The 22,334-nt window shown below is 57.2% G+C and carries 16 protein-coding genes and 1 pseudogene; 10 read left to right on the forward strand and 7 right to left on the reverse strand.

Going from position 1 to position 22,334, the window contains the following annotated elements:
* Positions 1 to 23 precede the first annotated feature (23 nt).
* The 3 genes from ACVWYP_RS13695 to ACVWYP_RS13705 all read left to right on the forward strand — a co-directional run bounded on the left by ACVWYP_RS13695 (position 24) and on the right by ACVWYP_RS13705 (position 5,736).
* Entirely contained in the window at positions 24 to 2,102 is a 2,079-nt protein-coding gene (locus ACVWYP_RS13695) for a hypothetical protein (RefSeq protein ID WP_304498898.1), read from the forward strand.
* A gap of 19 nt (positions 2,103 to 2,121) precedes the next feature.
* On the forward strand, positions 2,122 to 3,186 hold the full coding sequence (locus tag ACVWYP_RS13700; protein WP_038380919.1) for an IS630 family transposase: 1,065 nt from the start codon (positions 2,122 to 2,124) through the stop codon (positions 3,184 to 3,186).
* 114 nt (positions 3,187 to 3,300) lie between these two features.
* Entirely contained in the window at positions 3,301 to 5,736 is a 2,436-nt protein-coding gene (locus ACVWYP_RS13705; RefSeq protein ID WP_038388227.1) for a hypothetical protein, read from the forward strand.
* 26 nt (positions 5,737 to 5,762) lie between these two features.
* On the opposite strand, the gene ACVWYP_RS13710 is transcribed toward ACVWYP_RS13705, so the two are convergent.
* The 5 genes and pseudogenes from ACVWYP_RS13710 to ACVWYP_RS13730 form a co-directional block, all read right to left on the reverse strand.
* Positions 5,763 to 7,682: a DUF7380 domain-containing protein gene (locus ACVWYP_RS13710; protein WP_063607119.1), complete on the reverse strand. Its 1,920-nt coding sequence runs from the start codon at positions 7,680 to 7,682 to the stop codon at positions 5,763 to 5,765.
* 142 nt (positions 7,683 to 7,824) lie between these two features.
* Positions 7,825 to 8,127, reverse strand: a pseudogene (locus ACVWYP_RS13715) (DUF4145 domain-containing protein); the annotation flags it as partial.
* Positions 8,128 to 8,196: 69 nt separating this feature from the next.
* Positions 8,197 to 8,823 (reverse strand): DUF2130 domain-containing protein, encoded by a 627-nt coding sequence (locus tag ACVWYP_RS13720; RefSeq protein ID WP_369525559.1) that lies wholly within the window; start codon positions 8,821 to 8,823, stop codon positions 8,197 to 8,199.
* On the reverse strand, positions 8,726 to 10,384 hold the full coding sequence (gene nodU / locus ACVWYP_RS13725) for a nodulation protein NodU (RefSeq protein WP_080583581.1): 1,659 nt from the start codon (positions 10,382 to 10,384) through the stop codon (positions 8,726 to 8,728). The genes ACVWYP_RS13720 and nodU overlap by 98 nt, the downstream gene beginning before the upstream one ends.
* Before the next feature lie 298 nt (positions 10,385 to 10,682).
* Entirely contained in the window at positions 10,683 to 12,137 is a 1,455-nt protein-coding gene (locus ACVWYP_RS13730) for a M20/M25/M40 family metallo-hydrolase (protein WP_035632939.1), read from the reverse strand.
* Between the two features lie 477 nt (positions 12,138 to 12,614).
* On the opposite strand from ACVWYP_RS13730, the gene ACVWYP_RS13735 reads away from it, so the two are divergent.
* From ACVWYP_RS13735 to ACVWYP_RS13745, 3 genes are read left to right on the forward strand one after another with little or no spacing between them, the layout of a single operon-like run.
* Entirely contained in the window at positions 12,615 to 13,442 is an 828-nt protein-coding gene (locus ACVWYP_RS13735) for an aspartate/glutamate racemase family protein (protein WP_157183416.1), read from the forward strand.
* Between the two features lie 38 nt (positions 13,443 to 13,480).
* A complete protein-coding gene (locus ACVWYP_RS13740) occupies positions 13,481 to 14,782 on the forward strand; it encodes a preATP grasp domain-containing protein (RefSeq protein WP_162136691.1) in 1,302 nt (433 codons plus the stop codon).
* A gap of 35 nt (positions 14,783 to 14,817) precedes the next feature.
* Positions 14,818 to 16,074, forward strand: a complete 1,257-nt coding sequence (locus ACVWYP_RS13745; RefSeq protein ID WP_456684110.1) for a serine hydroxymethyltransferase — start codon at positions 14,818 to 14,820, stop codon at positions 16,072 to 16,074.
* A gap of 80 nt (positions 16,075 to 16,154) precedes the next feature.
* On the opposite strand, the gene ACVWYP_RS13750 is transcribed toward ACVWYP_RS13745, so the two are convergent.
* Positions 16,155 to 17,012, reverse strand: a complete 858-nt coding sequence (locus tag ACVWYP_RS13750; RefSeq protein ID WP_018269984.1) for a DMT family transporter — start codon at positions 17,010 to 17,012, stop codon at positions 16,155 to 16,157.
* 614 nt (positions 17,013 to 17,626) lie between these two features.
* Positions 17,627 to 18,424, reverse strand: coding sequence for an IclR family transcriptional regulator (locus tag ACVWYP_RS13755; protein WP_026192335.1), 798 nt, complete (start codon positions 18,422 to 18,424; stop codon positions 17,627 to 17,629).
* Between the two features lie 207 nt (positions 18,425 to 18,631).
* Between ACVWYP_RS13755 and ACVWYP_RS13760 the strand changes: the two genes are divergently transcribed.
* From ACVWYP_RS13760 to ACVWYP_RS13775, 4 genes are all read left to right on the forward strand, one after another.
* Entirely contained in the window at positions 18,632 to 19,792 is a 1,161-nt protein-coding gene (locus ACVWYP_RS13760) for an aminotransferase class V-fold PLP-dependent enzyme (RefSeq protein ID WP_080583579.1), read from the forward strand.
* A gap of 209 nt (positions 19,793 to 20,001) precedes the next feature.
* A complete protein-coding gene (locus ACVWYP_RS13765; protein ID WP_018269987.1) occupies positions 20,002 to 20,793 on the forward strand; it encodes an amino acid ABC transporter permease in 792 nt (263 codons plus the stop codon).
* A complete protein-coding gene (locus ACVWYP_RS13770) occupies positions 20,790 to 21,485 on the forward strand; it encodes an amino acid ABC transporter permease (protein WP_018269988.1) in 696 nt (231 codons plus the stop codon). The genes ACVWYP_RS13765 and ACVWYP_RS13770 overlap by 4 nt, the downstream gene beginning before the upstream one ends.
* A 55-nt stretch (positions 21,486 to 21,540) precedes the next feature.
* Positions 21,541 to 22,308, forward strand: a complete 768-nt coding sequence (locus ACVWYP_RS13775; protein ID WP_018269989.1) for an amino acid ABC transporter ATP-binding protein — start codon at positions 21,541 to 21,543, stop codon at positions 22,306 to 22,308.
* Positions 22,309 to 22,334 lie beyond the last annotated feature (26 nt).

A 22,334-nucleotide genomic window follows, 5' to 3' on the forward strand; every position in this document is an offset into this window, starting at 1 on the left:
GTCATCCTGCCTATCTAACCTAAATGGATGCTAGGACAGAGTCCCATCTTGCTGCACTGAAGACGGCGCTCCAGACGCTTAAGGACAGCGGCACGGATGGCTTCGAAGGATTGCTCGCGACAGTTCTGTCCGAAGTGTGCGGACAGCCGTTTCGCGTTGCGTCCAGCGGATCACAACGGGGCCGTGACGGCGACTCGGCCTTCGACGAGGGGGCGACTTACTTCGAGGCGAAGCTGTACGAAGATGCGGTTCCCCAAGCCGCCGTGTCCGGCAAGATCGTCGACCTTGCGAACGACGACAAGGGGCAGGTCGATACCTGGATTCTGTGCGCGACCAGCCCGGTGAACTCCCAGCACGCGGACAAGTATCGGGGTTCGCTCGCCGCGATCGGGATAGGCTGCCTGATTCTCGATTGGCCTCCGGGCACACTGCCGCCGCTTGCGGTGCTGCTTGCCATGGCCGCGCCGCGGGTCGAGCGGTTCGTGCTGGATCATTCGCAAGATCCCTCCACTGTGACCGGCATTCGAGACGATCTCGATGCCGTCGCTGCTGACAGCCAGTTCGCCGACATGTCGACCAATCTGAGGTCGATGGTTCGCGATGGAGCGGTCGGGCTCGGCTTGGCGAAGGCCGCCAATCAGGCGGCTCTCGTCAAGGCGTTCTCGGACCGTCGGGAGGCGCGAAGGCTGTTTGGGCAGCCGCTCGCGCCGATGGACAAGTCCGGGCTTGCTTGGGCCGAGCGACCGGCGCTCGTGCAGCGGATTCAGACCGCGATTTCCGGTCCTCCCGATAACCGGGTTGTCCTCGTTCTGGGAGACGAGGGGACCGGCAAATCCTGGCTCGTTGCGAAGGGATGGAGCGCCAGCCAACCCACGCCGTTGCTCGCGGCCTTCATGGCGAGCGACCTGTCGATGCCGGAGGCCATAAATAACCTCGAGGAGTTCCTGGTATCGAAACTTGTGTCGCAGACCGGCGGGATCGTGACGGACGCTATACGCAAGCGTTGGAAACGGCGCTTTGACGGATGGCGGGCGAACCCCGCGCCGAAGCACGTGCGGCTCGTGGTCTGGGTCGATGGGCTTAACCAGGCGATTAGCTTTCCTTGGGCCCGTTGGATCGATGCGATGGCTGGCTTTCTGGAGGAGATCGGCGGCCGGTTGATCGTCACGACGAACAATTGGCATCATTCCCAGATACGCTGGACAGTGACGACGCCATTGGAGCGCGTGATAGTCGCTGATTGGTCGGAGGCCGAGCTCAAGGGGATTCTTGAGGCCAGGGGAATCAGGTCGGATGTCTTGGCGGCCGAGGTTTTCGGGTTTTTGCGGAATCCTAGGATTCTAGGGATCGCTGTCGAGCTTCTCGACGCCAGGGAAATCGAACGTGTCGACGAATTGACCGTCGGCCGACTGCTGTTCGAGCACCTCCGTCGGCACGATGCTGACCCTACAAGCGCCGGCTCAGCGCTTGATTTCGCGAAGACGCTCAAGTCGCATGCCGAAGAGATGCTTGAGCGGCTGAAAAGCCAGAATCATGACGATCTCACGATCTTCGACCTGGGAAAGGAACTCAACGCGGTTTCGAGGAGCCGCTTCTTCGAGCCGGTGGAAGGCGAAAGCGATCTGTACGCCGTGCGGAAGGAAGGACTTCCCTTGGCGCTCGGCCTGGCTTTGACGAGCGTTCTTCGCAAGGAGCTGCGGGCCAATCGAGACCCCGAGGCCAAACTAGCCGAGGTGATGGAGCCCATCAGTGCCCTTTCGGAGACCTCCGATGTGGTCTTCGCAGCGTTGCAGATTTCCTTTCTTCAGGAAGGTTGCCCCATCGAGGTGCAGGCGGCGTTGGCAAAATATTTCGTCGGCTTGCAGAATGTATCCGATGATCTTTATCCGGCGTTCGAGGCGATGGCGAAGCGATCTCCAGAGCCATTCTTGAGGGCGACGCACGACGCCGCGTTTTCTCTGGTTATGCTGCCAAACTCCAGATGGCTCATAGTAGCGCTGCTTTCGGCATCGGCAGATCCAAAGCATGCCGCGGAGATAGCCCGCCAGGCGCTGGAGTGGCTAGCCCGCCATTCTCTAGTACCCACTTTTCTTGGAACGTGAGTCGTGATTCAAGGTCGGGATGATACCCGAAGCAAGAGAAGTCCGCCTTTCGAGGCAAGATCGCAAGGTGCTAGAGGCGTGTTGTCGCTCACCGATGACATTGCAGCGCGATTTGAAGCGGGCGCGGATAGTCTTGTTGGCGGCGGACGGGCGCAGCACCCGGTCGATCGCCAAGGAAGTTGGGGTCCAGCCGCGGATTGTCAGCCTTTGGCGGCATCGCTATGCCGACCATGGCCTTGAAGGGCTGCAAGACAAGCCGCGACCGGGCAAGCAGCCGATCTATACGAAGACGACCGACAAGCGGATTCTGAAGCTGTTGGATAAGCCGCCGCCGCACGGGTTTGCGCGCTGGACCGGTCCTCTGCTGGCCGGAGCGCTGGGCGATGTTGACGTCCAATATGTCTGGCGGTTCCTGCGCAGCCACAAGATTGACCTCGCGGCTCGCAAGTCCTGGTGCGAGAGCAACGACCCGAACTTTACGGCCAAGGCCGCCGATGTTGTCGGCCTCTACGTCGCCCCGCCGGCGAAGGCCATTGTGCTATGCGTGGACGAGAAGCCTTCGATCCAGGCTTTGGAGCGAGCGCAGGGTTATCTGAAGTTGCCCAATGGCCGCGCCTTGACCGGCCAGAGCCACGATTACAAGCGGCATGGCACCACAACATTGTTTGCGGCGCTCGAAGTCGCCACCGGAAAGATCATCGCAACGCATTCAAAACGCCGTCGCCGCGTCGAGTTTCTCGATTTCATGAACAGCCTCACCGCGGCCTTTCCGAGCCGCCAGCTTCACGTCATCCTCGACAACCTTAACACCCACAAGAAGAACGAGGACTGGCTCAAGGCCCACCCCAACGTGCAATTTCATTTCACGCCGACAAGTGCGTCCTGGCTCAATCAGGTCGAGGTATGGTTTTCGATCTTGCAGGGGCAGTCGCTCAGCGGCACCTCCTTCACAAGCCTCAAGCAGCTTCAGGACCACATCGATGCCTACGTCAACGCGTACAACGACAAAGCCGAGCCCTTCGTCTGGACCAAGAAAAAGGTCCGTCAACGCCGTTTCAAAGGCCGCCGTATCACTCAGCTCTGATTCCGGGTACTAGCGCCCGAGGTAGGCACGTTCCGTCATTCGAGTGGCGATCCGGCAAAGGACGCCGCGGAATCGGAACGGCTGAAGCAGGAGCTCGAGACTCGCCGCTCGGCCTTGTCGGAGGCTGAACGCGAATTTATCGGCAAGCAACTGAAGGAAGACTCCCGAAAAGGTCTGCCGCAGCTCCATTCGTATGCCCTCGAGCTCATGGCGGGAAAGCCACTAGCGCCCGCCATCCCCGCGCTTATGGGATGGGCCGTCGCCAGCGCCTTGAATCCGGACTTCGACCGACCGGATAAGCATTTCCGACATCTCATGCGTTTCAATGCCGTTGATTGGTTGCCGATGCGGGATGCCGTCCGAACCGCTTGCGAGCCGTTTCTGGCGACGGAGGCGTCGAATACGGGCAAGCGCGCGGCGGCCACCATGTTGAGTGCGACCGGAGATCCGGACGATGCGGCGCAAGCGCATGCCATTTTCGGGACTATCACCCCCGACCGACCGCGCTTTTCCTTGAATGACCCGCTCTACAGTGCGGTCGATCCTTGCGATCCGACCGCAACACAAGCGCCGGAGAATATCGGTGCAATCGTTACGGCCAGCAGGAACGCCAACGTTGCGGAGCTGAGCACAGGCCTTGGCATGACCCCTCAGGATCACCAGGTCACCAGGTCCATGCCCGCTCTTGCCCGCTTCGAGCCAGCCACGGCCGTCGAACTTCGCCATAAGTTCGCCCGGCAGGCGCTCGATCGGGCGAACGTGCTGTCGTTGAGGCAGGCCATGATGGCGCTATTGAAGGACAGTGCGATCCTGGAGCCGGAAATCGTAACCCGACTGGTTTCGATCGGCTCTTCGCCGCCGGCGTCCGAATTCTTGACGGACAAGGGCGGGGTTCGAGACGAATGGCTCGTGCAGCAGTATGCCCTTCGCGCAGCCTTTCCGCACCGGAGCGGCGATGAGCAGCTCCGGGCGCTGGAGGCCGGAGGAGGCAACGAGGCATTGCTAGATCTGCTGGAGGCTACGTCACCCGCCAGCGAGACGGAGATTGACGCTGCTCTGGATCGCGCACTCACATCCCGCGACAACAACAGATTGGCGATGGTCGTAAACTTCGCTCAGTTCAGCAAAAGCTCCCTGTCGAATGCGGCGAAATCCCGACTCATTCCCTTGCTCTCGTCCCCCGATGGTGGAATGAGAATGAGAGCATTGGCGCTCGCCGCGCGGTCTCGAGACCCAGTTCTGTTGAAGCAGTTTCTGGCGACGGGCTGGGACGCCGCGAATTGCGACGCGAAGAACGGCCATCGTGAGATCTGGTATGGCTCGCGGTGCCTGCTGGTAGCCGCCGAGTTGGGCTTGATCGGCGCCGCCGAGGCCGTTGGTCGCATGGGGCCGAACTTCTATGGCTTCGCGGCGCAGTTGAGCGATGAGGGCGCCAAATCGGTCGCCGATAGGGTCGATGTCGCATTCCACCGTGCGATCGGTGTGAACGACATCCCTGAATTTCCCCTGGTGCAGCAGCCAGTCACCGCGATCGAGGGGCAGGAGCCGCCGCTTCTGTCCTTGGTGGATCAGCCGGCCCGCGACATGCAGCAGGCATTCGAGAGACTGGGAGAAGATGATGACGCGTTTCAGCAACGGCAGAAGCGCTCTTGGAAGGCCTTCGACCGCTTCGTCGATCACGTTACTCTCGCCGACGCCCGGATCATCCTGGACGATTTCTCCTGGGGAGGATTCGATGCGATTGTAGCCCGGATGCCTTCTCTCGCGGAGAGTTGGAAGCAAGCGTTGCTGGTCGCCGGCGAGGGAGTGTTCCGCGCCATGCATGCATTCGCAACGGGGCTCGCGAGGGCAATCGCGCCAAGCGATCCCGCGGGTGCTGCAGAGCTGTTCGCTCGAACGGCCTCGCTTCGACCTTTCGTAAACCGTGTCATCGGCGTATCGAGCATTCCCGCGGAGGCCGTTGCGGCCTGGTCCCGTGCTTCGATCACGGAGGTGCGTAAATTGTGCTTCGCCCGACTCGACGCGGCCGCGAACGACTCCTTGATAGCTTCGGAGGTTCTCGCCGCGCATGAGGCCGGAGCGCAAGCGTTCATTCAGCAATACGTCGACGAAAGGTTGGCGATCCAGGAGCCGGCAAAGACGGCGCGGGCTCTTCTTGTCTGTGGATTTTCAGACCTGAATGAACATGCCACCCGTACGCTGCAGCGGTTCGAGGCTTGCGAAGGATTTGTCGGGCAAGCCTACGGGGCGGCAACTTATGCCTATCATAGGAACGCATGGGCACGGCATTGGTACGGGATGATGAAGTCTGCCACGAGCCCTGAGGAATTCTGGAGCTGCGCCGTCCTATTCGCGAAGATCGTCGACGGTCGCTTCGATTTGTGGCACGCGGAGTGCGGATCGCCGGGTGAAGTCTTCGCGCGCTTCATGACCACCATCGATGATAGCGTCAATTCACGCATCAAGAAGTGGCAGTCCGAGCGGCAATCCAAGCTCTTTGGCGGAGACATTCCGGATCCGATCTTCACGTTCGGGCAAAGCGGGTCCTAGTTGCCGGGAGCCTTCGCGCCACGGCACTATCCCTTCTCATCAATCGCTTCGGAAGGGCTGTCGAATGGCAAGCGGATGTGTCGCCGATGTTCGTACAGCGGGATCATACAAAGTTGGAAGATCAGCCAGCACGCATACAGCGAGTCGTCCGAGTATGGCTCTCCGTCGTGTAGCAGTCCATGGGCTATCGAGTGACGGATATAGGGCCCCGGCTTCTTGAGGAAGACGTTCTCGATGTCGGTCGTGATGGGGCTGCCGAAGATCGAATCCAGCTCCGGTCGCATCTGCTCGAACAGTGCGGATATCGTTCGGTCCTCCTGAATCTTCGTGGCATCGTCCAATTTTGTGACGTCGTGGCTGTGCGCTCTGAGTACGTGCCGAAGCGAAGCTTCCAGCAAAGGCGTCAGGATGTAGAGAGCGCTAATGAAGTCGCCGCGGAAGAAGCATGTAAAACCGTGGCTGTAGGTCATGACGAGCCCCCGCGGTACGAAGGGGCTGAATTCCAATAGCGCTGCGAAGATCTCCTCGGACAAGTAGTGGTTCGAAACGATGGATTGCCTAGCTACTTCGATCTCGGCAGAAGCCGTAATATGGCGGCGTAGCCCCTCATCGCGCGCGATTTGTTGACGCAGCGTCGAGTCATCCTGCGTTTCGCCAAAGTTGCCCCCTTCGCTGCGATAGATGACCTTGCCATCGCGGTCGTGGTGACTGCCGCCAAATAGGGACGAGAACGGATGCTCTCGGATGGCCTTCTCCGCCTCGGCTATAAGTTGATCCGGATCCGGAGAATGACTGAGGCCCGCGAACGTGAAGAGTTTGTCGAGCAAAGTAGGCTTTTGCATCCTCTTCTCGACCTCTTTGGCGATATCTTCGAGGTCCATCGGAATTGCAAAAGGCGACATTTCGTCGGCGATGCCCGCCTGAATATCCACCAGGAGATGCCGCAACTCCTTCCGGCGATCCTTGCTGCCTGGCAAGCCGTGCAGCTCTTGGATGGCTTCCGTAAGCGTATGAGCAGCCAACATGGCCGAAGGCTGGCGCTTGGCCATCGCGACCAGCAGCTCGCCTGCCGTTGACCGGCAACGGTTCGCGTCGTCGTCGTGTTTGGCCTTATGGTAAGCTCGGGCGGAAAGGCGCCAAAGCTCCACTAAGATGTGGTCGTCAGCGCCGGCGGGGAGGCCGGCGATCAAGTTTTCGACCTCCTTGCCGACTTCGGCTGCATCCGAGATCCCGAAGTGAAGGTCGAGACGCCCGAACATCAGGGCGGGACTAGTCAGTCGCTTCGCGATCGCTCGCTTCCGCAACGCCACGACGAGCTTCTGCGCGTCCGAAGGGCCATTCTTGTCCATTTTGGTGGCGCGACCGATGAAAAGGGCCCGCTTGAGCAGATCGCGCGCCTCGTGCCGTAGGGCGCCGGTCTCGTTCTCGTCGAAACGCAACTTGAGGATGCCGGCATCGACCTTGGAGACAACTTCGACGTAGGCGGTCGCGGCACATACTCCGATCCGTCGTCGTTTAAGATCGAGCAGCCAGCACAGGTCCGCGAGCCGGGCTCGCAACACAGGGTGCTGTGCCCGCTCGGCCATCGCGGCCAGGGAATCAATCGCGCCACGAAAATCGGCCGGTGTCGCCGAGCGCCGACCGTCTGCCCAGACGATCATTGCAGCGAAAGGGTCGTTTGGCTCGTTGGCCTTGAAATGCATTCCCATGGCCCCAGCGAGCATGGAGTAAACACGGAACGTTGGGGTCTCGGGTTCGGGCTGCGTGTCGGGGAGAGCGCGTCGGTATAGGTCTCCCAGCTCGGCCGCATCGGCGCTGTCCAATGACCGAACCAGCTCTTCGAAGTCGACCTGCGTGACGTCATTCAAGGTCGCCCTGGCCCACGGAGGGGGCGGTGGCGCGGTGTTCTCGGGGCTATCGTCGATCGTAGGGCTCTCGTCGCTCAAGTCGTCTCCTGGACGTTTATGCAATGAGGGTTTGCCGCTCCGTGCAATTGCGCCCGGCGGCAGCACTAAAGGTTGTTCCCCATATGCTCACTCGTCGAGCGATTTCAATGTGGCGGGAGCTTTGTCACGGATGCCTTCCCGACTATTTTGCCTTGGGGCGCCGCGGTGTCGAATTCGGGACTTCATCGGCCGCGCGAGAAAGGACAAACGCACGCTGCAGAAAGTTTTCTATGATGTCGACGATGTGTCCGAGTCGCTCGGCAGTGGGTGTGTATCCTCGGTGAGCAGACGCGTTGCCTGCGTCTGCAACGGCCTCGAGAGTTGTCTTTTCGCGAGGGCTGATGAATCCGCGATCGACCAAGCCGGATAGCTTGCCCTCGAAGCCGCCTTTAGGATCCTGCTCCAGCAGCAGATGGCCGGCCCTGTCCAATAGCGTACGTGCGCCGACGGACGCTAAGACCTCATCCCGGCATTCAGCGGCAGATAGAGTTCATCCATAACGTTTCTCAGCACTTCATCGCTGATCATGTCCGACCAGGCGGGCTTCGGACGAAGGGATGGCGCACCGCGGGTGGGTGACCCAGATCCCGTCGACCATGTCGAAATGCTCGACGTTTCGCGGGCGCGCCTGCGAGACGATCACGGCGATATCGGCGCCGCTGAGCGACCGAAGGCGCCGGCCTGCCCGATATGATCCGTAGGCAAGCGACCATGATACAGAGAAAGGCCGACTTGCACGTGAAGGAGCTGCAGTTCGAGCGGCGGCGAAAGCTTTCGGATCTGGCGACAACCCTGGAAGAGCAGCAAGGCGCCCGACATCGCCATGAGTGGAATGGCAGATCTTCTCAAATTTCAAAATCCGTTGCCGGAACGCTTCGACGCCTACCTTTCGACTACCGTGCGAAGCTTGCCGCAGCTTCGCGAGATCGGTAGCCCTCATCGTAGGCACTCCTGCTACCCAAGATTCTAAGATCGCATGCTGCAAGACGCGAGGGAGCAAGGCCCCGTTGCAAAGATCACGTTGCTCATCATCACAACCATGCCTATGCGGCTTTTGTCCACAGCATGCCATCGCACCATACGTGGTCAACTCGTCCCCATTCACAAGCTCCTGCAGCATCCGGAAAGAACCCACGTCCATTGAGATTGGCACTCGTATTGCAAAGCAGCGGGATGCCGGTAAGTTCTTCGTAGACCACGAGGAGTTCGGCGATCTTGTGTTCAGAGGTTCTGGAAACAGTCTGCAATCGCGCAGATCCATCAAGATGTACAACAGCTGGTACTCTATCGAGCCATTCCGCTCGCGTCTGATGATCGAACAGCATGTAAGGATCCGGGGTTCCGGGGAAGAAGATTTCTGGCGCACGATCTTCAATGCATATGGGCGCCACTGGCCGAAAGCATTCACGACGTTTGATCTGATTGAGATGATCCTTCATCCCCGCTGATGTGGCAGCCGCTAGGATGCTTCGTCCGCCTAATGCTCGCGGTCCGAGCTCAGCGCTGCCGGCGAGAAAGACGACGGGCTTGTTACTCGCAAGGATCTTAGCAAGCTCGCGCATATTGCACGGTGCGGCTTCCCATCCTGCTGGCGCCTCGTTCCGCAGAAGTCGCGGACCACCGTAGACCGACCATTCGAGTGGCACGAAGCCCTTCCGCTCTGCTAATGCGGCACAAGCCGCACCTATAGCCGCGCCGCTGTCATTCGGAAAGGGGGGCACCCAAACAGCATCGAACAGTCCGGCGGACCGCATTGCGCTATTCCACTTTATGTTAAGACCACAGCCGCCCGCTATGCACAGATTGTGTCGCCCTGGGAGCCGTGAATGACGTTGTACAGCAGCTGCCAATCGCTCAACCAGGAGATGCTCGAGAAAAGAGTGAAATGATGCGAGTATATCTTCATCTCGCTTGTGATCCAATCGCGAGGCGCTGGCTGCAAAGAAAGCGTGCATGGCAGGAAACCAATCCCCGCTCTCGATCTCCGTACGGTAGCCACGAGCACGCTGCGTGTCGCCGGCAAAGCATTCCTCGTAGAGCTCCCGAAAGACACTCACGATCGCATCATCGACACAACCCAGCGCGATATAGGCCATTAGCTTGCCAGCGACACCTAAATCCCAGGGTTTGCGGTCCAGATCTTTGTAAGGCCCAAAGTGATCGCCGGCCACAGCATAGGCATGACCAACAATTGGAAACAGACATTCAACGAATCGGGCGCCCTGACGTTCAACGTGGTAGAGACGTGGAAGGATGGAGCCGTCCCACACAAGACAGAAAGCCGATTGTCCGGACTGAGCAAACGGGCTTGTGCAGTACGCGGAAGCCACATGGCCCGAGACGTGTGAATAACTTTTATAGGGAAATGCTCTGCCTTCTAGAATCAAGCCAGAGCCGTTGTACGAAGTGAGAAGCCCTTCCGCATGGGGCTCTACGTACGGTCCCCATTTGAGAGTGACAGAGTCAGTACCACTGAGCACTTGGGATTGACCGTCCCCCCCGCCGTCGATCACAAACTGATCAACATCGCACGAATCCAGTCCGTGCTCGGCCAAGGCGGCGACGACATCGTCAAGGTTTTCGATGGCTTGATAGCGGAGATTGTTGTCCCGCTTCTCTTGCTCAACACAAAAAGCCAGTCTTCCGTTCTCGATGAGCGCGATCGCTCCATCATGCCTCAATTTGATGCCGCAGATGCGCATAGCTTCTCCATGTCTAACGTCGGACATCTAGTGTCCGCCGTATCACGATGCAGAAAGCGGGCCAACCAGCGGCAGTGCTTGACGTTTTAGATCCGGAATGTCGTTCCGCCAGCAGTTTAAGCTGCATACTCGGCGTGTGTTCGATCTGGTGCAACTGTATGCGCGCCATGTGCGCACCGGATCATTGGTACTCGGCGGTCGGCGCGTTCCCGTGTCACATTGAGCGGCGTGAAATGGTATTGAAAGCAAGCGCGCGAAAATGGCGTCGAGGCGTCAGCGGATTGTTGCAGGCGCGGCTTCATTGACGGTTCATATATTGTCCGCCGCCTAATTGTTCCGGTTGGGACACGATCCGATCGTTTGTGCATCGTGAAAGCTCCGCAAGGATTCGAATCCACGAACGAATTCCCTTTTGAAAAGTGTAGAGATCGTACTTTTCGTTTGGGCTGTGGTGACGATTATCAGCTCGCGCGAAACCGATGGGTAGGGACTGCAGCCCTAGCCGGCGCTTAACAGTGTTCACGATGGGGATCGACCCTCCGCTTCCTATCAGCACCGAATCGCAACCCCACTCCTGTTTCAGAGCGGCGCGCGCGCAGTCCAGATACGGGCTCCTTGGCTGGATAAAAGATGCGGGGTGGCCTGTGAGCCCGGCAAACTGCACTTTGCAGTCGCGCGGTGTTCGAGCGCGAATGTGATTGCGAAACGTCGATCGTATCCTTTCGGGATCTTGACCATCTACCAACCTGAAAGAGACCTTGGCGACGGCACTGGACGGAATGATCGTTTTCAGGCCAACTCCGCAATGCCCGCCTGCTATTCCATTGATTTCGCACGAAGGGCGAGTCCAGAGTTGCTCCATTACCGAGTAAGAAACGTCCCCAGCCGACTGAGAGAGGCCAACAGCTCCAAGGAATTGCTCGGTGTCGAAATTCAGCTTCAGCAACTCGTCTCTGACAGTGCTGTCCAACTCCGATATGTTGTCGTAGAAGCCCTCAATCGCGACTTCTCCGTTCCTGCCTCTCAGGCTGGCGATGAGTTCAGCGAGAACCTGGATTGGATTGCGTACAGCATTCCCATAAGCACCCGAATGCAGGTCCCGGTCGGCGCACGTTACTCGGACCTCCTCTTCTAATAGGCCGCGAAACATAACGGTGATCGCGGGTACCGCGTCGTTCCACAATGAGGTGTCGCAAAGCAACATGACATCAGCAAGCAATTCATGTTCGAATTCGTCCAAGAATGCCTCCATGCTTGGACTGCCGCTTTCTTCCTCTCCCTCGAACAACATAGATACGCCAACTGGCAGACTTCCTGTTGTCGCGTTCCAGGCACGGCACGCCTCAATGAAAGTCAAGAGCTGGCCTTTGTCGTCAGATGCGCCTCGGGCAACAATGTGGGTCTCCCCGTTAGGCTGGACCCTAAGCGTCGGCTCGAAGGGTTGAGACTCCCATTCCTGCAGAGGCTCTACGGGTTGGACATCGTAATGGCCATAGAATAGAACGTGTGGACCGGTGGCTTGCTTGCTGTGTCCGACCACTACAGGGTTTCCAATCGTAGCTCTGACGGATGCATCGAAGCCAATGTCAGATAGCTCATGGGCGAGCCAGGAAGCGGCCTCGCGGCATTGCCGTGCATAATGCGGTTCGCACGAGATGGACGGAATTCGCAGCAGTTGGAAGAGCCGGTCAAGGCTAGCATTCAGGTTCGTGTCCGCATGCTGCAGGGCCCTTTCAATGGTTTGCTTGGGCATGTGATGGCTATCTTCACAGGATATTTTCGAAGACATGCCTCTTTGTCCTTTCTTCGGAAGCCGTTGTTTGAATGGTCTGGCTCGCCTCCGACAGTAATTTCTCCAGCAAATAAGCAATGTGCGCTCTATTAGCTCCTCGGTGGACGATCTTTACATTTTCTATGGCTGTCAGGGCAATGTCCGAATTCGTCTCAATGGCGCCGATCCCCTTTGTCGCTCTGCACACACACATAACGTCCGCCGGCGTGTCTCATTCGTGACACAGGCAATGTGTCGACAACTATAAATATCGCAATCTTCATCAGGTCTCTGAAGACCACTTTTCCTGTCGAGTTGGCATACCCTTTGCTGTTCGCACGGCTCATTACCTAATGTTGCAACCGGCGCCATACGTTGTCACAACAGAGGAGCGCGAATTGTTTTGGCTACCACGCGAGCATGTCCTCTTGAATGAGTGGTTGCGGAACGGAAGTGCTGTTGCAGTCAAAGAAGCGCGAAAGGCAGGGTCGTCATACTATGAACTTTGTATCGAGGCTCGATATGCCGTTTGCAGGACCGCTTGGGCAACGGAGGCCCCTTGGGGTAGTGGGCGGAATGGGAAGCTTCGCAACTGCCAAATTCTTGGAATCTCTCGCGCGAAAACGCCGAGCGGAGAAAGATCAGGATCACATTCCGTATGTTGCTTTATCGCTTCCCGATATCACTGATCGATCACAAGCAATCTCAGAGGGGAGTGACGCGCCATTGCAGCAGATATTGGAGCGGGCTCATTGGTTAGAGCAAGCGGGATGTGGAGCGATAGCCATCCCCTGCAACACCGCGCACTTCTGGGTTGGTGAGATCAAGCAGGCGCTGTCGGTGGCTTTGATTGACGTAACCGAGATCACAGCCAAGGTGATTTGCGGCAGGAGGGATGCCGCAGCTCGCGAACTTCGTTTGATCCTGCTGGGAACGAATGCGACTATGCAGCACTCTCTATACCCGCAAACGAATGAGAAGTGTTTCGGCGAGAAATTCGCATGTTGTCGTGCAGAGTTTCAACGAGAAGCCGTTCAGATCATCGCGGATGTCAAGTCTGGAAATGCCGTGGAAGCACGACCAAAGCTGAAGCAGCTTGTTGATCAGATCAGACCCTTCGCGCCTGACGCAATTATTCTTGGTTGCAGTGAATTGTCGGCCATTTCCGACGGTCTGGTAGACGACGATGACATCGTTGATCCAATCAGCATTCTTGCTGACTCCTGTATTGCCTGGTGGGAAAAGGAAAACGAGCTCGTAAACCAGGCGCGCGACGGGGGAGAATGATGAGCCGGGTCATACTCGCGAACACTGGCTCCGCTGCAATGACGCCCTCGGCTCATACGCTATCAGATGAATTCCTGAGAGCAAATGCAGCCTCGGCCAAGAGGCTGCTCTGGCTTGCTAGGGACGACGATATGCTTATTACCCCAACTCCGGTCACGAAGGAGTTCTTGAACTACGTCAATTCCCTAAAAGGTGGAGGTAACATCAAATTGCTGTCGACCTCATCGACATCCACCAAGCGTCCCCTGCCAATCTCGGAACAGGACATCGCGCCCGGTAGCGCCTTTTCTAGATCGCTACGTCTGATGACTATGGGTGCTCAATTTTCATGTCTGGAGCCGTATATCGCTGACGAGGTATCAATTTCCATCGCGAGAGCTTTGGGGAATCTTCCTGTAAGGTTTTCAGATGAGAACGTTGGAGCAAGCCCGGTCGCAACGCGACTTCTTAACGACAAGGAGAAATTCCGCCAGTTTGCCTCCGATCTTGGCGTGCCGATCGCTAATGGCAGCAATTGTGCAAGCATGCAACAATTGGTCGAAGCCGTATGTGCAGTCCTGTCAGAGTCTGAGAGTGCCATTCTGAAGATGGCGCGTCATGCAGGTGGTGACGGCAATATCGTCATTTCGAAAAGCGCGGCGGGATCGTCGCAAGGCGCGACGCGGGCCGTGGCGACACCAAAAATTGATGCGGCTACCTTGCGCGAGGCCGTTCATGAACTTGGGCTGTCTCCGACAGTAGAAGAGCCCGTGATTGTCGAGGTATATAGTGAAAATGAGTCTTCGATGGGCGTCCATTTTGATGTCAGGAGAGACAGGGTTGAGCTTGTAGGTGTAGCTTCGATCCTCTTCAATCCAGGATACGGCGGGGCATATTGGAGTAGCGCTCTGCTCGATCATTTGCCCAACGATGTTCTCTCGTGGTGCAAAAGTCTTGGCAACTACGCCCAACAAATCGGGTATTTCGGACCACTTAGTGTCGACATCGTTAGAGCCAAAGAGGTTGGGTTCTTTGCATGTGAGGTAAACGGGCGCCACGGAGGCTTCTCTTCAATCAGGGCCGTATCAAGCGCGCTAGGATTGGAATGCGCTATCAAAAATGGAGCGCGTGTTGCTCTTTCCCGAAATTGCGTCTCCATTGCGCTTCGATTTCCCGACCTCATTGATCTGCTGCGGCGAAAGCAGCTTCACTATAGGCCTGCCGATAGACGGGGCGCAATTGTGATGGTGGAGGGCCATCAAGATGCCGGACCCTACGACTTTGTAATTTTCGGAAGAGATCTGGAAGAGCTTCAAGGTATCGAGCGTGAACTCGCTCAACTGTCGCATGCGAAAAACTGACGACGACGGCAGCATCACTGTGGGCAGGGGCGGTCATGGATAATCGATGCGAAAGCTTTGACGAAGAAGTGGGAGAGCTGCTGTACTTGGAGGAGCAACGCCAATTAAGCCAGCTGAGCTTAGTCGCTTCTGAAAACTATTCCTCTCCCAGAGTCAGGGAGTTCGAAGGCAGCATATTTGCCGACAAGAATGCGGAGGGGTATCCGGGAAGCCGTTGTGTGTCAGGCTGCGAGTATGCTGACAAACTAGAGCGGCTGGCAATCGAGAGAGCAAAATCCGCGTTCGCATGCGAACACGCGAATGTGCAAGCGATGAGCGCTACCATCGCAAATTTCGCAGTAATGAACGGCCTTTTTCAGCCTCAAGACAGGCTGATGGCGATGCGGCTTCAAGATGGCGGCCATTTGAGTCACGGTGCTTCATTCCATGCGAGCGGTCAAAACTTTCGGTGGTGCTTCTATGGAGTGTCAAAGAGCGACGAGCAACTGAACTATGATGCGGTGCGTTCGATCGCGCTCGAGAATCGACCCGTAGCAATCATCTGTGGCGGTTCTTCATATCCACGCTTGTTTGATTATGGGAAGATGCATGAGATCGCACGTGAGATTGACGCGCTTCTTTGGGTGGATCTAGCGCATACCGCGGGTCTCGTTGCTGGCCGCGCCGTTCCGTCTCCCTTCCCTCACGCCGACATTGTAACAACTTCGACACATAAGACACTCCGAGGCCCGCGGGGCGGCGGACTTATTTTGTGCAAAAAGCGTTTAGGCAAGGCGATCGACCGTGCCATATTTCCCGGACTGCAAGGGGCGCCTAAAATGGACCTGATTGCGGCAAGAGCCGCATTGTTAGCTGAGGTGCAAACGTCCTCTTTTCAGAGGTATGCCGGAAAGGTGTTGAGAAACGCCAAGGCGTTGGAGGCTGGCTTGCTTGAGACGGGCGCTACACTCGTTTCCGGAGGTACTTCGTCGCACTTATTGCTTCTCAGTCTGATGAGTTGGGATATGAGCGGTCGTCAACTTGAAGCGGCGTTATCGGCAGCCCAGGTCATCGCCAATAGGAATCCGATTCCCTTCGACAACCGTCCGCCATCAGAAGCAAGTGGACTGAGAATCGGTAGCGCCGCTCTCACGACGAGAGGCTTTGATGAAGCGCAGTTCGTTCGGCTCGGGCGGTTGATTGGAAATGTGATTACTTCGACCAATAAGCATAACGGTATTGCTAACTTGAGCGCTTTCGTTAAGGAAAACACAAAGGGGCTGCCTTTGTTCAATGAGAAGTGGTTGGCGTAGATAGACTCAATTCACGTTGAAGTGTCTATCTTGTCGGTGTCTTCCGCGACAGCGACTTTCAACCTGATCAGAGGTCAGTGTCATTTCCGTATCACTCTTTCTGCCAGACAGGCCGAAGACCCGACCAGGATAAGTCCGGTACCAAGCCACATCATAGGAGTTGGAGTGATGCCAAAGCAGACCAGATCGACCAGTAAACTTGCTGGCAGACGGACGAAGTCGAGTGGAGCGGCGCGCGCGAGGCGGACGAGAGCATAACCGCGCCCCAGCGCGATCTGTAACAGTGCGGCCAACCCCGCAATAAGCAACAGTAACGGCCAATCAGCGGGTGCCGGCCAAACCCACACAGGGATTGCAAAAGGCAGGCCGATCACAGAGCTCCAAAGCATAAAGTATAGGGCCATCTGTTCGGGAGCATCGACGCTGGCTATGCGCCGTATCATCATGACAGCGAGACTGTCGAGGGCTGCGCCAATCAAGCCAATGACAATCCATGTGTCTGCGCTGCTGATGGTCGGTTGAACTATGGCAAGCATGCCGAAGAGCCCGAGAATCAGTCCAAAGGCCGTCGCGATGTTCTGCCGCTCCTTCAGTACCAGCGCCGACAAGAGCAAGGACCAGATGGGTGACGTGTAGAGTATTGAGGCAGCTACCGTTAGGGGAAGCTTCGATGCACAAGCGACGAATGCCAGAAATCCCGTATAGCCAAATACAGATCTGAAAAAATGTTCTTTCGAAAAAAGGAGGCGGGAGTCGAAGCGGACGTGTTTAGGGAGAATAAGGAAGATGATTGGGATCGACAGGACGCTACGCAGAACAGTCACCTGCAAGGGGGAAATCGTCTGCGTTACAACCTTGATAGCCGAAGACATAGTAACGAAGATCAGGCTGGCGAAAGCAACATGGGCCATGCCGCTTAGTTCGGCATCGCGGTTCATCCGCGCTCTCCTTAGGGATCTGGAAGGTGAACACCTGATGGGTCTTATGGCAGGGCTCTCTGACCCAGGCAGGAATCTGTAGGTCGCGGTCGCTCATAGAGAGGGGGGCAGGACGAGATTGTCCGAAGACACTTCGTGCAGTCACCGATGGTCAATTTGTATGCGTCAAATGGCGGCCCGCGCCTTGAACCGGTCCGCGCGAGAAGCGGATGCTGGATTATATCAGCTAAGTGTGCCGTCCGGCACGACTGTGCATGATAGCGAGCAGCAACATGCGAGCGGTGCGTGCCAAGGATCGGGCCTGAGTCGGATTGGCAAAGATGCGCCAAGCGGATCTGTCGTTTCAGGGGGAGTGGTGCCGTGATCGTGCATGAAGGTCGGCGCACTGCAACTATTATCCCGTTTGAGCTCTGGCCTGGCATCTACCTTGCCAGATGCCCTCCATCTCGATCAACCACTAGGCATGCTAGTTGACGATGGCGCTGCGGCACAGTCCGTAACGGCGATGGATCAGGCTTGTGGACGCTCGAAGATCTTGCCGCCACGACTTGCCGAAGGAGAAATCCATTCTCTTTCTCCCGGCCAGAAGGAGCGGAGCCGAGGGATCCGTCTCCTCAAGTATCCTCAAGGGTTTCGTCCTCGCTATCCGTCTGAAGGATGGTTTGCGACAGGAGCTCGGCGGCTCTTTGAAGTGGAGGAATGAAGCGCTCAAGCTCTGCAAAGCTGACTCGGGCCGCGGGCACGGACACGCCGAGACAGGCGATCAGCTCTCGGTCCGGAGAAACGATAGGAACCGCACAGCCGACGACGCCCTTCACGTATTCCTCATTGGTCTTTGCCCACCCTCGATGGCGCGTCTCCTCGAGAAGCTTCAGGAGGGTCTCGCAATCCACGATGGTCTTATCAGTGTATTGCGTCAAAGCGAGTGAGCGGCATAGCTTTTCACGCGCTCTTTCGGGTAATCGGCTCATGTAGATCTTTCCGGTCGAGGTGCAGTGAAGCGGAGCTGCCTCGCCGGGATTGAATTGAAGCCCCTGTGGTTGGGACACGCGTACGCTGTCGACGTAAGTGACGAGATTGTCGCGCACGACACCGATCTCGCACTGTTCGCCGATCTCGCCGGCAACCGCGCGCAGCACCGCGTGCCGCCGCGCCGTGCGAAAAGCCGCGCCGATGACCTTGGCGGACAGCATAACCAACTGATTGCCTACCACGTAGCGCTTCGATCCAAGCGCTTTCTGAAGCAGGCCGCGTTCTTCCAGATTTCCGACAAGCCGATGCGCGGTTGGAACGGGTAACGAAAGGGCGTTCGCGATCTCTGCGACCGAGACGGCCTTTGTCTGATTAGCGACATGGCCAACTATGGCGAGCGCCCGGTCGAGGGGTCCTGCAGTGTTTTTCTGTTCCGCCATTGTGACCTCCATCTAAGATAATTATCAGATTTCGGAATTATTGCTACTGAAATATGAAAAAACGGCTTGGACCCTACGCGGGTTTGCTCATAACGTTGGCGTTGTCGGTCGTTGATCGGTTTTTGTGCATTGCACGAGCCCGGTTTGGATGACGACCAAGCCCGGGAATCGGCGGTGCGGGCGGCTATTTTGAAAGGGAGATTGGGAATGTCTCGTCATTACGACGTGGAAGCTGTGCGCAAGGAGTTTCCTGCAGCCGAAAGGATGGTCTACCTCGACTCCGGTTTTCAGGCGCCGCTCGCGCGTCCCGTAATGGCCGCCATCGAAACCTTTCTTCGTGAAGGCTTGGAGACCGCCGGACCGAAAGGTGTGTGGCTCGATCGGGTTGAGCAAACGCGTGCCAAAGTAGCCCGTTTCCTTGGGGTGTCGGCCGACGAAATTGCCTTTACGAAGAATACCTCGGAAAGCATGAACATCGCGGCGAACGCGTTGCCTCTGCGAGCCGGCGATAGCGTTTTGATGATCCATGGGGATCATCCAAACAACACCTATGCCTTTCTCAACTTGAAGAAGAAAGGGGTCGAGATCGACTTCCTTCCGATGACGGACGTCGTAAACGCCGACACGTTCCTTCCGCGCATCGACGAAAAGACCCGTGCGATCTCGCTGTCGCACGTCACCTTCCACGCCGGGCATCGCTTCGATATCAAGAGCATCGGCGCGCTTTGCGCGGACAAGAAGCTCTACTTCGTCGTCGACGTCATGCAAGCAATCGGAATCGTTCCAATCGATGCGAAGGCCACCCAGGCAACCTTCGTCGGCTCCGGGAGTCACAAGGGATTGCTCGTCCCCCAAGGTCTCGGGTTGCTTTATTGGAATAAGGCGTTGAAGGAACTGGAGCCTGCCTATCTTGCCGCTGCCAGTTTGGCGGAGATTCCTCACGACCTTATCGCTCGTCCCGACTGCCTGACGCCATCTCCCAGCGCGCGACGCTTCGAGCTGGGAAACTTCAATCTTCCCGCAGTTCACGCGCTCGGGGCTTCGCTTGACTTGATCGAGCAGATCGGCGTTGAGAACATTCAGAACCATTGCTTCGATCTGGGTGATCATCTCATCGCTCAACTGGACGAACTCGACGTTAGTCTCGTGGGTCCGCGTCAGCGGGAACATCGCTCGCCTCATATCTACGTCGTTGGTCTTCCCGCGGCAGAATGGCTCAGCTACTTCGAAGAGAACGGCGTGCGTGTTTCCCCCGAGCGCGACGGCATTCGCGTATCGTTCGGCATGTTCAACACCGCCGCCGATGTGGATCGTCTGGTGCATCTCATCCGCGGACGCCAGCTAAAAAAGTCATTCAGGGCCGCTTAGGATTTGGCATAGTTGGAGAAAACGCACGCGAAGCGGACGGCGGTCTTATCCCGTCCAAGGGTGAGTATTACGCCTTTCCGCTTACTGGCGTGCTGAAGGAGAAGGCCGCGTAATCAAGTGACGCGGTCGACTGGCACCGGCGCAACGCGCACGACGACCAGCCATGCGGAGCATGGTCGTTATGCGCACCTGCAATCGTGAGGCTCGCGATGTTCGGAGTTCTTCTTGAAAGGACCATGGATGGCCAGCGTTACATCGACTGGCTTCTTTCCGGTCTTGGTTGGACGTTGGCGCTTGCCTTCTTCGGCTGGTGGATTGCGTTCGCAATCGGAATCGCCGTCGGCATAGGGCGAACTGTACATAACCCCTTCTTCCGGGCTTTAGCACGATTGTACGTGGAGGTCTTTCGAAACATCCCCGTTCTCGTACAGATGTTTCTCTGGTACTTCGTCCTGCCCGAGCTTCTTCCAACTACCATGGGAGACTGGATAAAGCAGATACCGCCGCCTTGGGGATCTTTCTTTCCGGCCCTGTGGTGCCTCGGCCTCTACACCGCCGCGCGCATCGCAGAACAGGTTCGCGCTGGCATCGAAGCCTTGCCAAACGGGCAACACGAAGCGGCTGCCGCACTCGGCCTAAGCGGATATCTGATGTATCGTCATATCATCTTGCCGCAGGCACTTCGGCTCATTGTGCCAAGTCTGACAAGTGAGGTGATGGGCGTCTACAAAAATACGTCCGTTGCTCTAACCATCGGCTTGATGGAGCTGACCGCTCAGGCGCGCCAAATCAGCGATGCTACGTTCCAAACCTTCACGGCATTCGGCGCCGCCACTCTCATCTATCTTGCTTTGGCTCTGATCGCCTACCAGACGATGATGCTCATCGACAAAGCCGTGCGCATTCCCGGTACCGCACCGGGCAGGGAAGCCGTCGGATCAGATTTTGACGACATGAAGCTGGAGAGCCCCCTGCCTGGCAATATGGAGGTCGTGAAATGAACAGCCTCGATTTTTCGATTGTCGTGCAGGCGTGGCCCTATCTATGGTCAGGATTGTTGTTCTCGCTTTCCTTGACGGCGGCCGCCTTCCTGGTCGGGATGTTTCTTGGAACGCTCTTCGCCCTCGTGCAGCACTTTGAGCTCCGCATTCTGAGCCAGCTCGTGCGTAGCTATGTCGCCCTGATGCGATCGATTCCGCTCATTCTTGTCCTGTTTTGGTTCTTCTTCCTGGTACCCATCGTTCTGGGGTACCTCTCAGGCGGTGGCCGTCCGATTCCAGTCGGTGCCACCTATACGGCGTTCATCACGTTTGGCTTGTTCGAAGCCGCCTACTATTCGGAAATCATCCGCGTCGGGTTGCGTGCTGTGAACAAAGGACAATTCGAGGCTTGCCAGGCTCTCGCCCTGTCGACATTCGATACGTATCGTCATGTCGTCCTTCCGCAGGTGTTTCGGGTCGCCAGCCCGATCATACTGAGCCAGACTATTATTCTGTTTCAGGATACGTCCCTCGTTTACGTACTATCGCTCACTGATCTTCTTGGTGCGGCTTCGAAGCTGGCACAGCTCAATGGCCGCCTCGTCGAGATGTACCTCGCAGTGGCCGTTGTTTATCTCATCATAAGCTCCGCCGCGTCCCAATTTGTCGCCTGGCTCCGCAAGAACTCCGCAATTGCGGGCGCCCACCGATAGTCAATCGATTATCTGATGACCCGTTGTTCCTAGGGACTACAACCTGGAGATCAGTATGCAACAAGAGCGCACAGTTAGCCTGGGCGACCAGGCGTCGATGGTTGTCGTCGAGCACCTCGTCAAGCGGTTCGGCAGCTTCAATGCCCTGAGCGACATCAACCTCAACGTCGCCAAAGGAGAAAAGATCGTACTCTGCGGGCCATCGGGTTCGGGGAAGTCAACTCTCATCCGTTGCATCAATCATATCGAAAAGCCCGACGCCGGCCGTATAGTGGTCGATGGGATAGAGCTGACGGACCGAATTCGCGATATCAACAACGTTCGCTGTGAAGTCGGCATGGTCTTTCAGAGCTTCAACCTGTTTCCGCATCTCTCGGTGATCGAAAATTGCATGCTCGCTCCGATGAAGGTCAGGGGCCTTACTCAGGCTGAGGCGAATGACCGGGCGATGATGCTGCTGGGAAAAGTCCGGATCCACGATCAGGCCAAGAAATATCCCGCGCAATTGTCGGGCGGCCAGCAGCAACGTGTCGCTATAGCCCGTGCCTTGTGCATGCAGCCCAAGATCATGCTCTTCGACGAGCCGACTTCTGCCCTCGATCCGGAAATGGTCAAAGAGGTGCTCGAAACCATGGTTGAGCTCGCGCAGGACGGGATGACAATGGTCTGCGTCACGCACGAAATGGGTTTTGCGCGCGAAGTTGCGGATCGTGTGGTCTTCATGGATCGCGGTTCAATTGTGGAAGAGGGCGATCCGAGCACCTTCTTTCGCGCGCCGAACACGGAACGCGCGAAGGCCTTCCTCAATCAGATCATCCACTGAGGTCGCGGCCCGCACGGTCTTCCCCG

This window comes from Bradyrhizobium sp. USDA 3262, assembly GCF_054060035.1.

Excerpts from the sequence above, each read along its gene's own strand:
- ACVWYP_RS13695 (WP_304498898.1), top strand. The coding sequence starts at position 24 with ATGGATGCTAGGACAGAGTCCCATCTTGCTGCACTGAAGACGGCGCTC.
- ACVWYP_RS13700 (WP_038380919.1), top strand. The coding sequence starts at position 2,122 with ATGATACCCGAAGCAAGAGAAGTCCGCCTTTCGAGGCAAGATCGCAAG.
- ACVWYP_RS13720 (WP_369525559.1), bottom strand. The coding sequence starts at position 8,823 with ATGGACGTGGGTTCTTTCCGGATGCTGCAGGAGCTTGTGAATGGGGAC.
- nodU (WP_080583581.1), bottom strand. The coding sequence starts at position 10,384 with ATGCGCATCTGCGGCATCAAATTGAGGCATGATGGAGCGATCGCGCTC.
- ACVWYP_RS13730 (WP_035632939.1), bottom strand. The coding sequence starts at position 12,137 with ATGCCCAAGCAAACCATTGAAAGGGCCCTGCAGCATGCGGACACGAAC.
- ACVWYP_RS13740 (WP_162136691.1), top strand. The coding sequence starts at position 13,481 with ATGACGCCCTCGGCTCATACGCTATCAGATGAATTCCTGAGAGCAAAT.
- ACVWYP_RS13745 (WP_456684110.1), top strand. The coding sequence starts at position 14,818 with ATGGATAATCGATGCGAAAGCTTTGACGAAGAAGTGGGAGAGCTGCTG.
- ACVWYP_RS13750 (WP_018269984.1), bottom strand. The coding sequence starts at position 17,012 with ATGAACCGCGATGCCGAACTAAGCGGCATGGCCCATGTTGCTTTCGCC.
- ACVWYP_RS13755 (WP_026192335.1), bottom strand. The coding sequence starts at position 18,424 with ATGGCGGAACAGAAAAACACTGCAGGACCCCTCGACCGGGCGCTCGCC.
- ACVWYP_RS13760 (WP_080583579.1), top strand. The coding sequence starts at position 18,632 with ATGTCTCGTCATTACGACGTGGAAGCTGTGCGCAAGGAGTTTCCTGCA.
- ACVWYP_RS13765 (WP_018269987.1), top strand. The coding sequence starts at position 20,002 with ATGTTCGGAGTTCTTCTTGAAAGGACCATGGATGGCCAGCGTTACATC.
- ACVWYP_RS13770 (WP_018269988.1), top strand. The coding sequence starts at position 20,790 with ATGAACAGCCTCGATTTTTCGATTGTCGTGCAGGCGTGGCCCTATCTA.
- ACVWYP_RS13775 (WP_018269989.1), top strand. The coding sequence starts at position 21,541 with ATGCAACAAGAGCGCACAGTTAGCCTGGGCGACCAGGCGTCGATGGTT.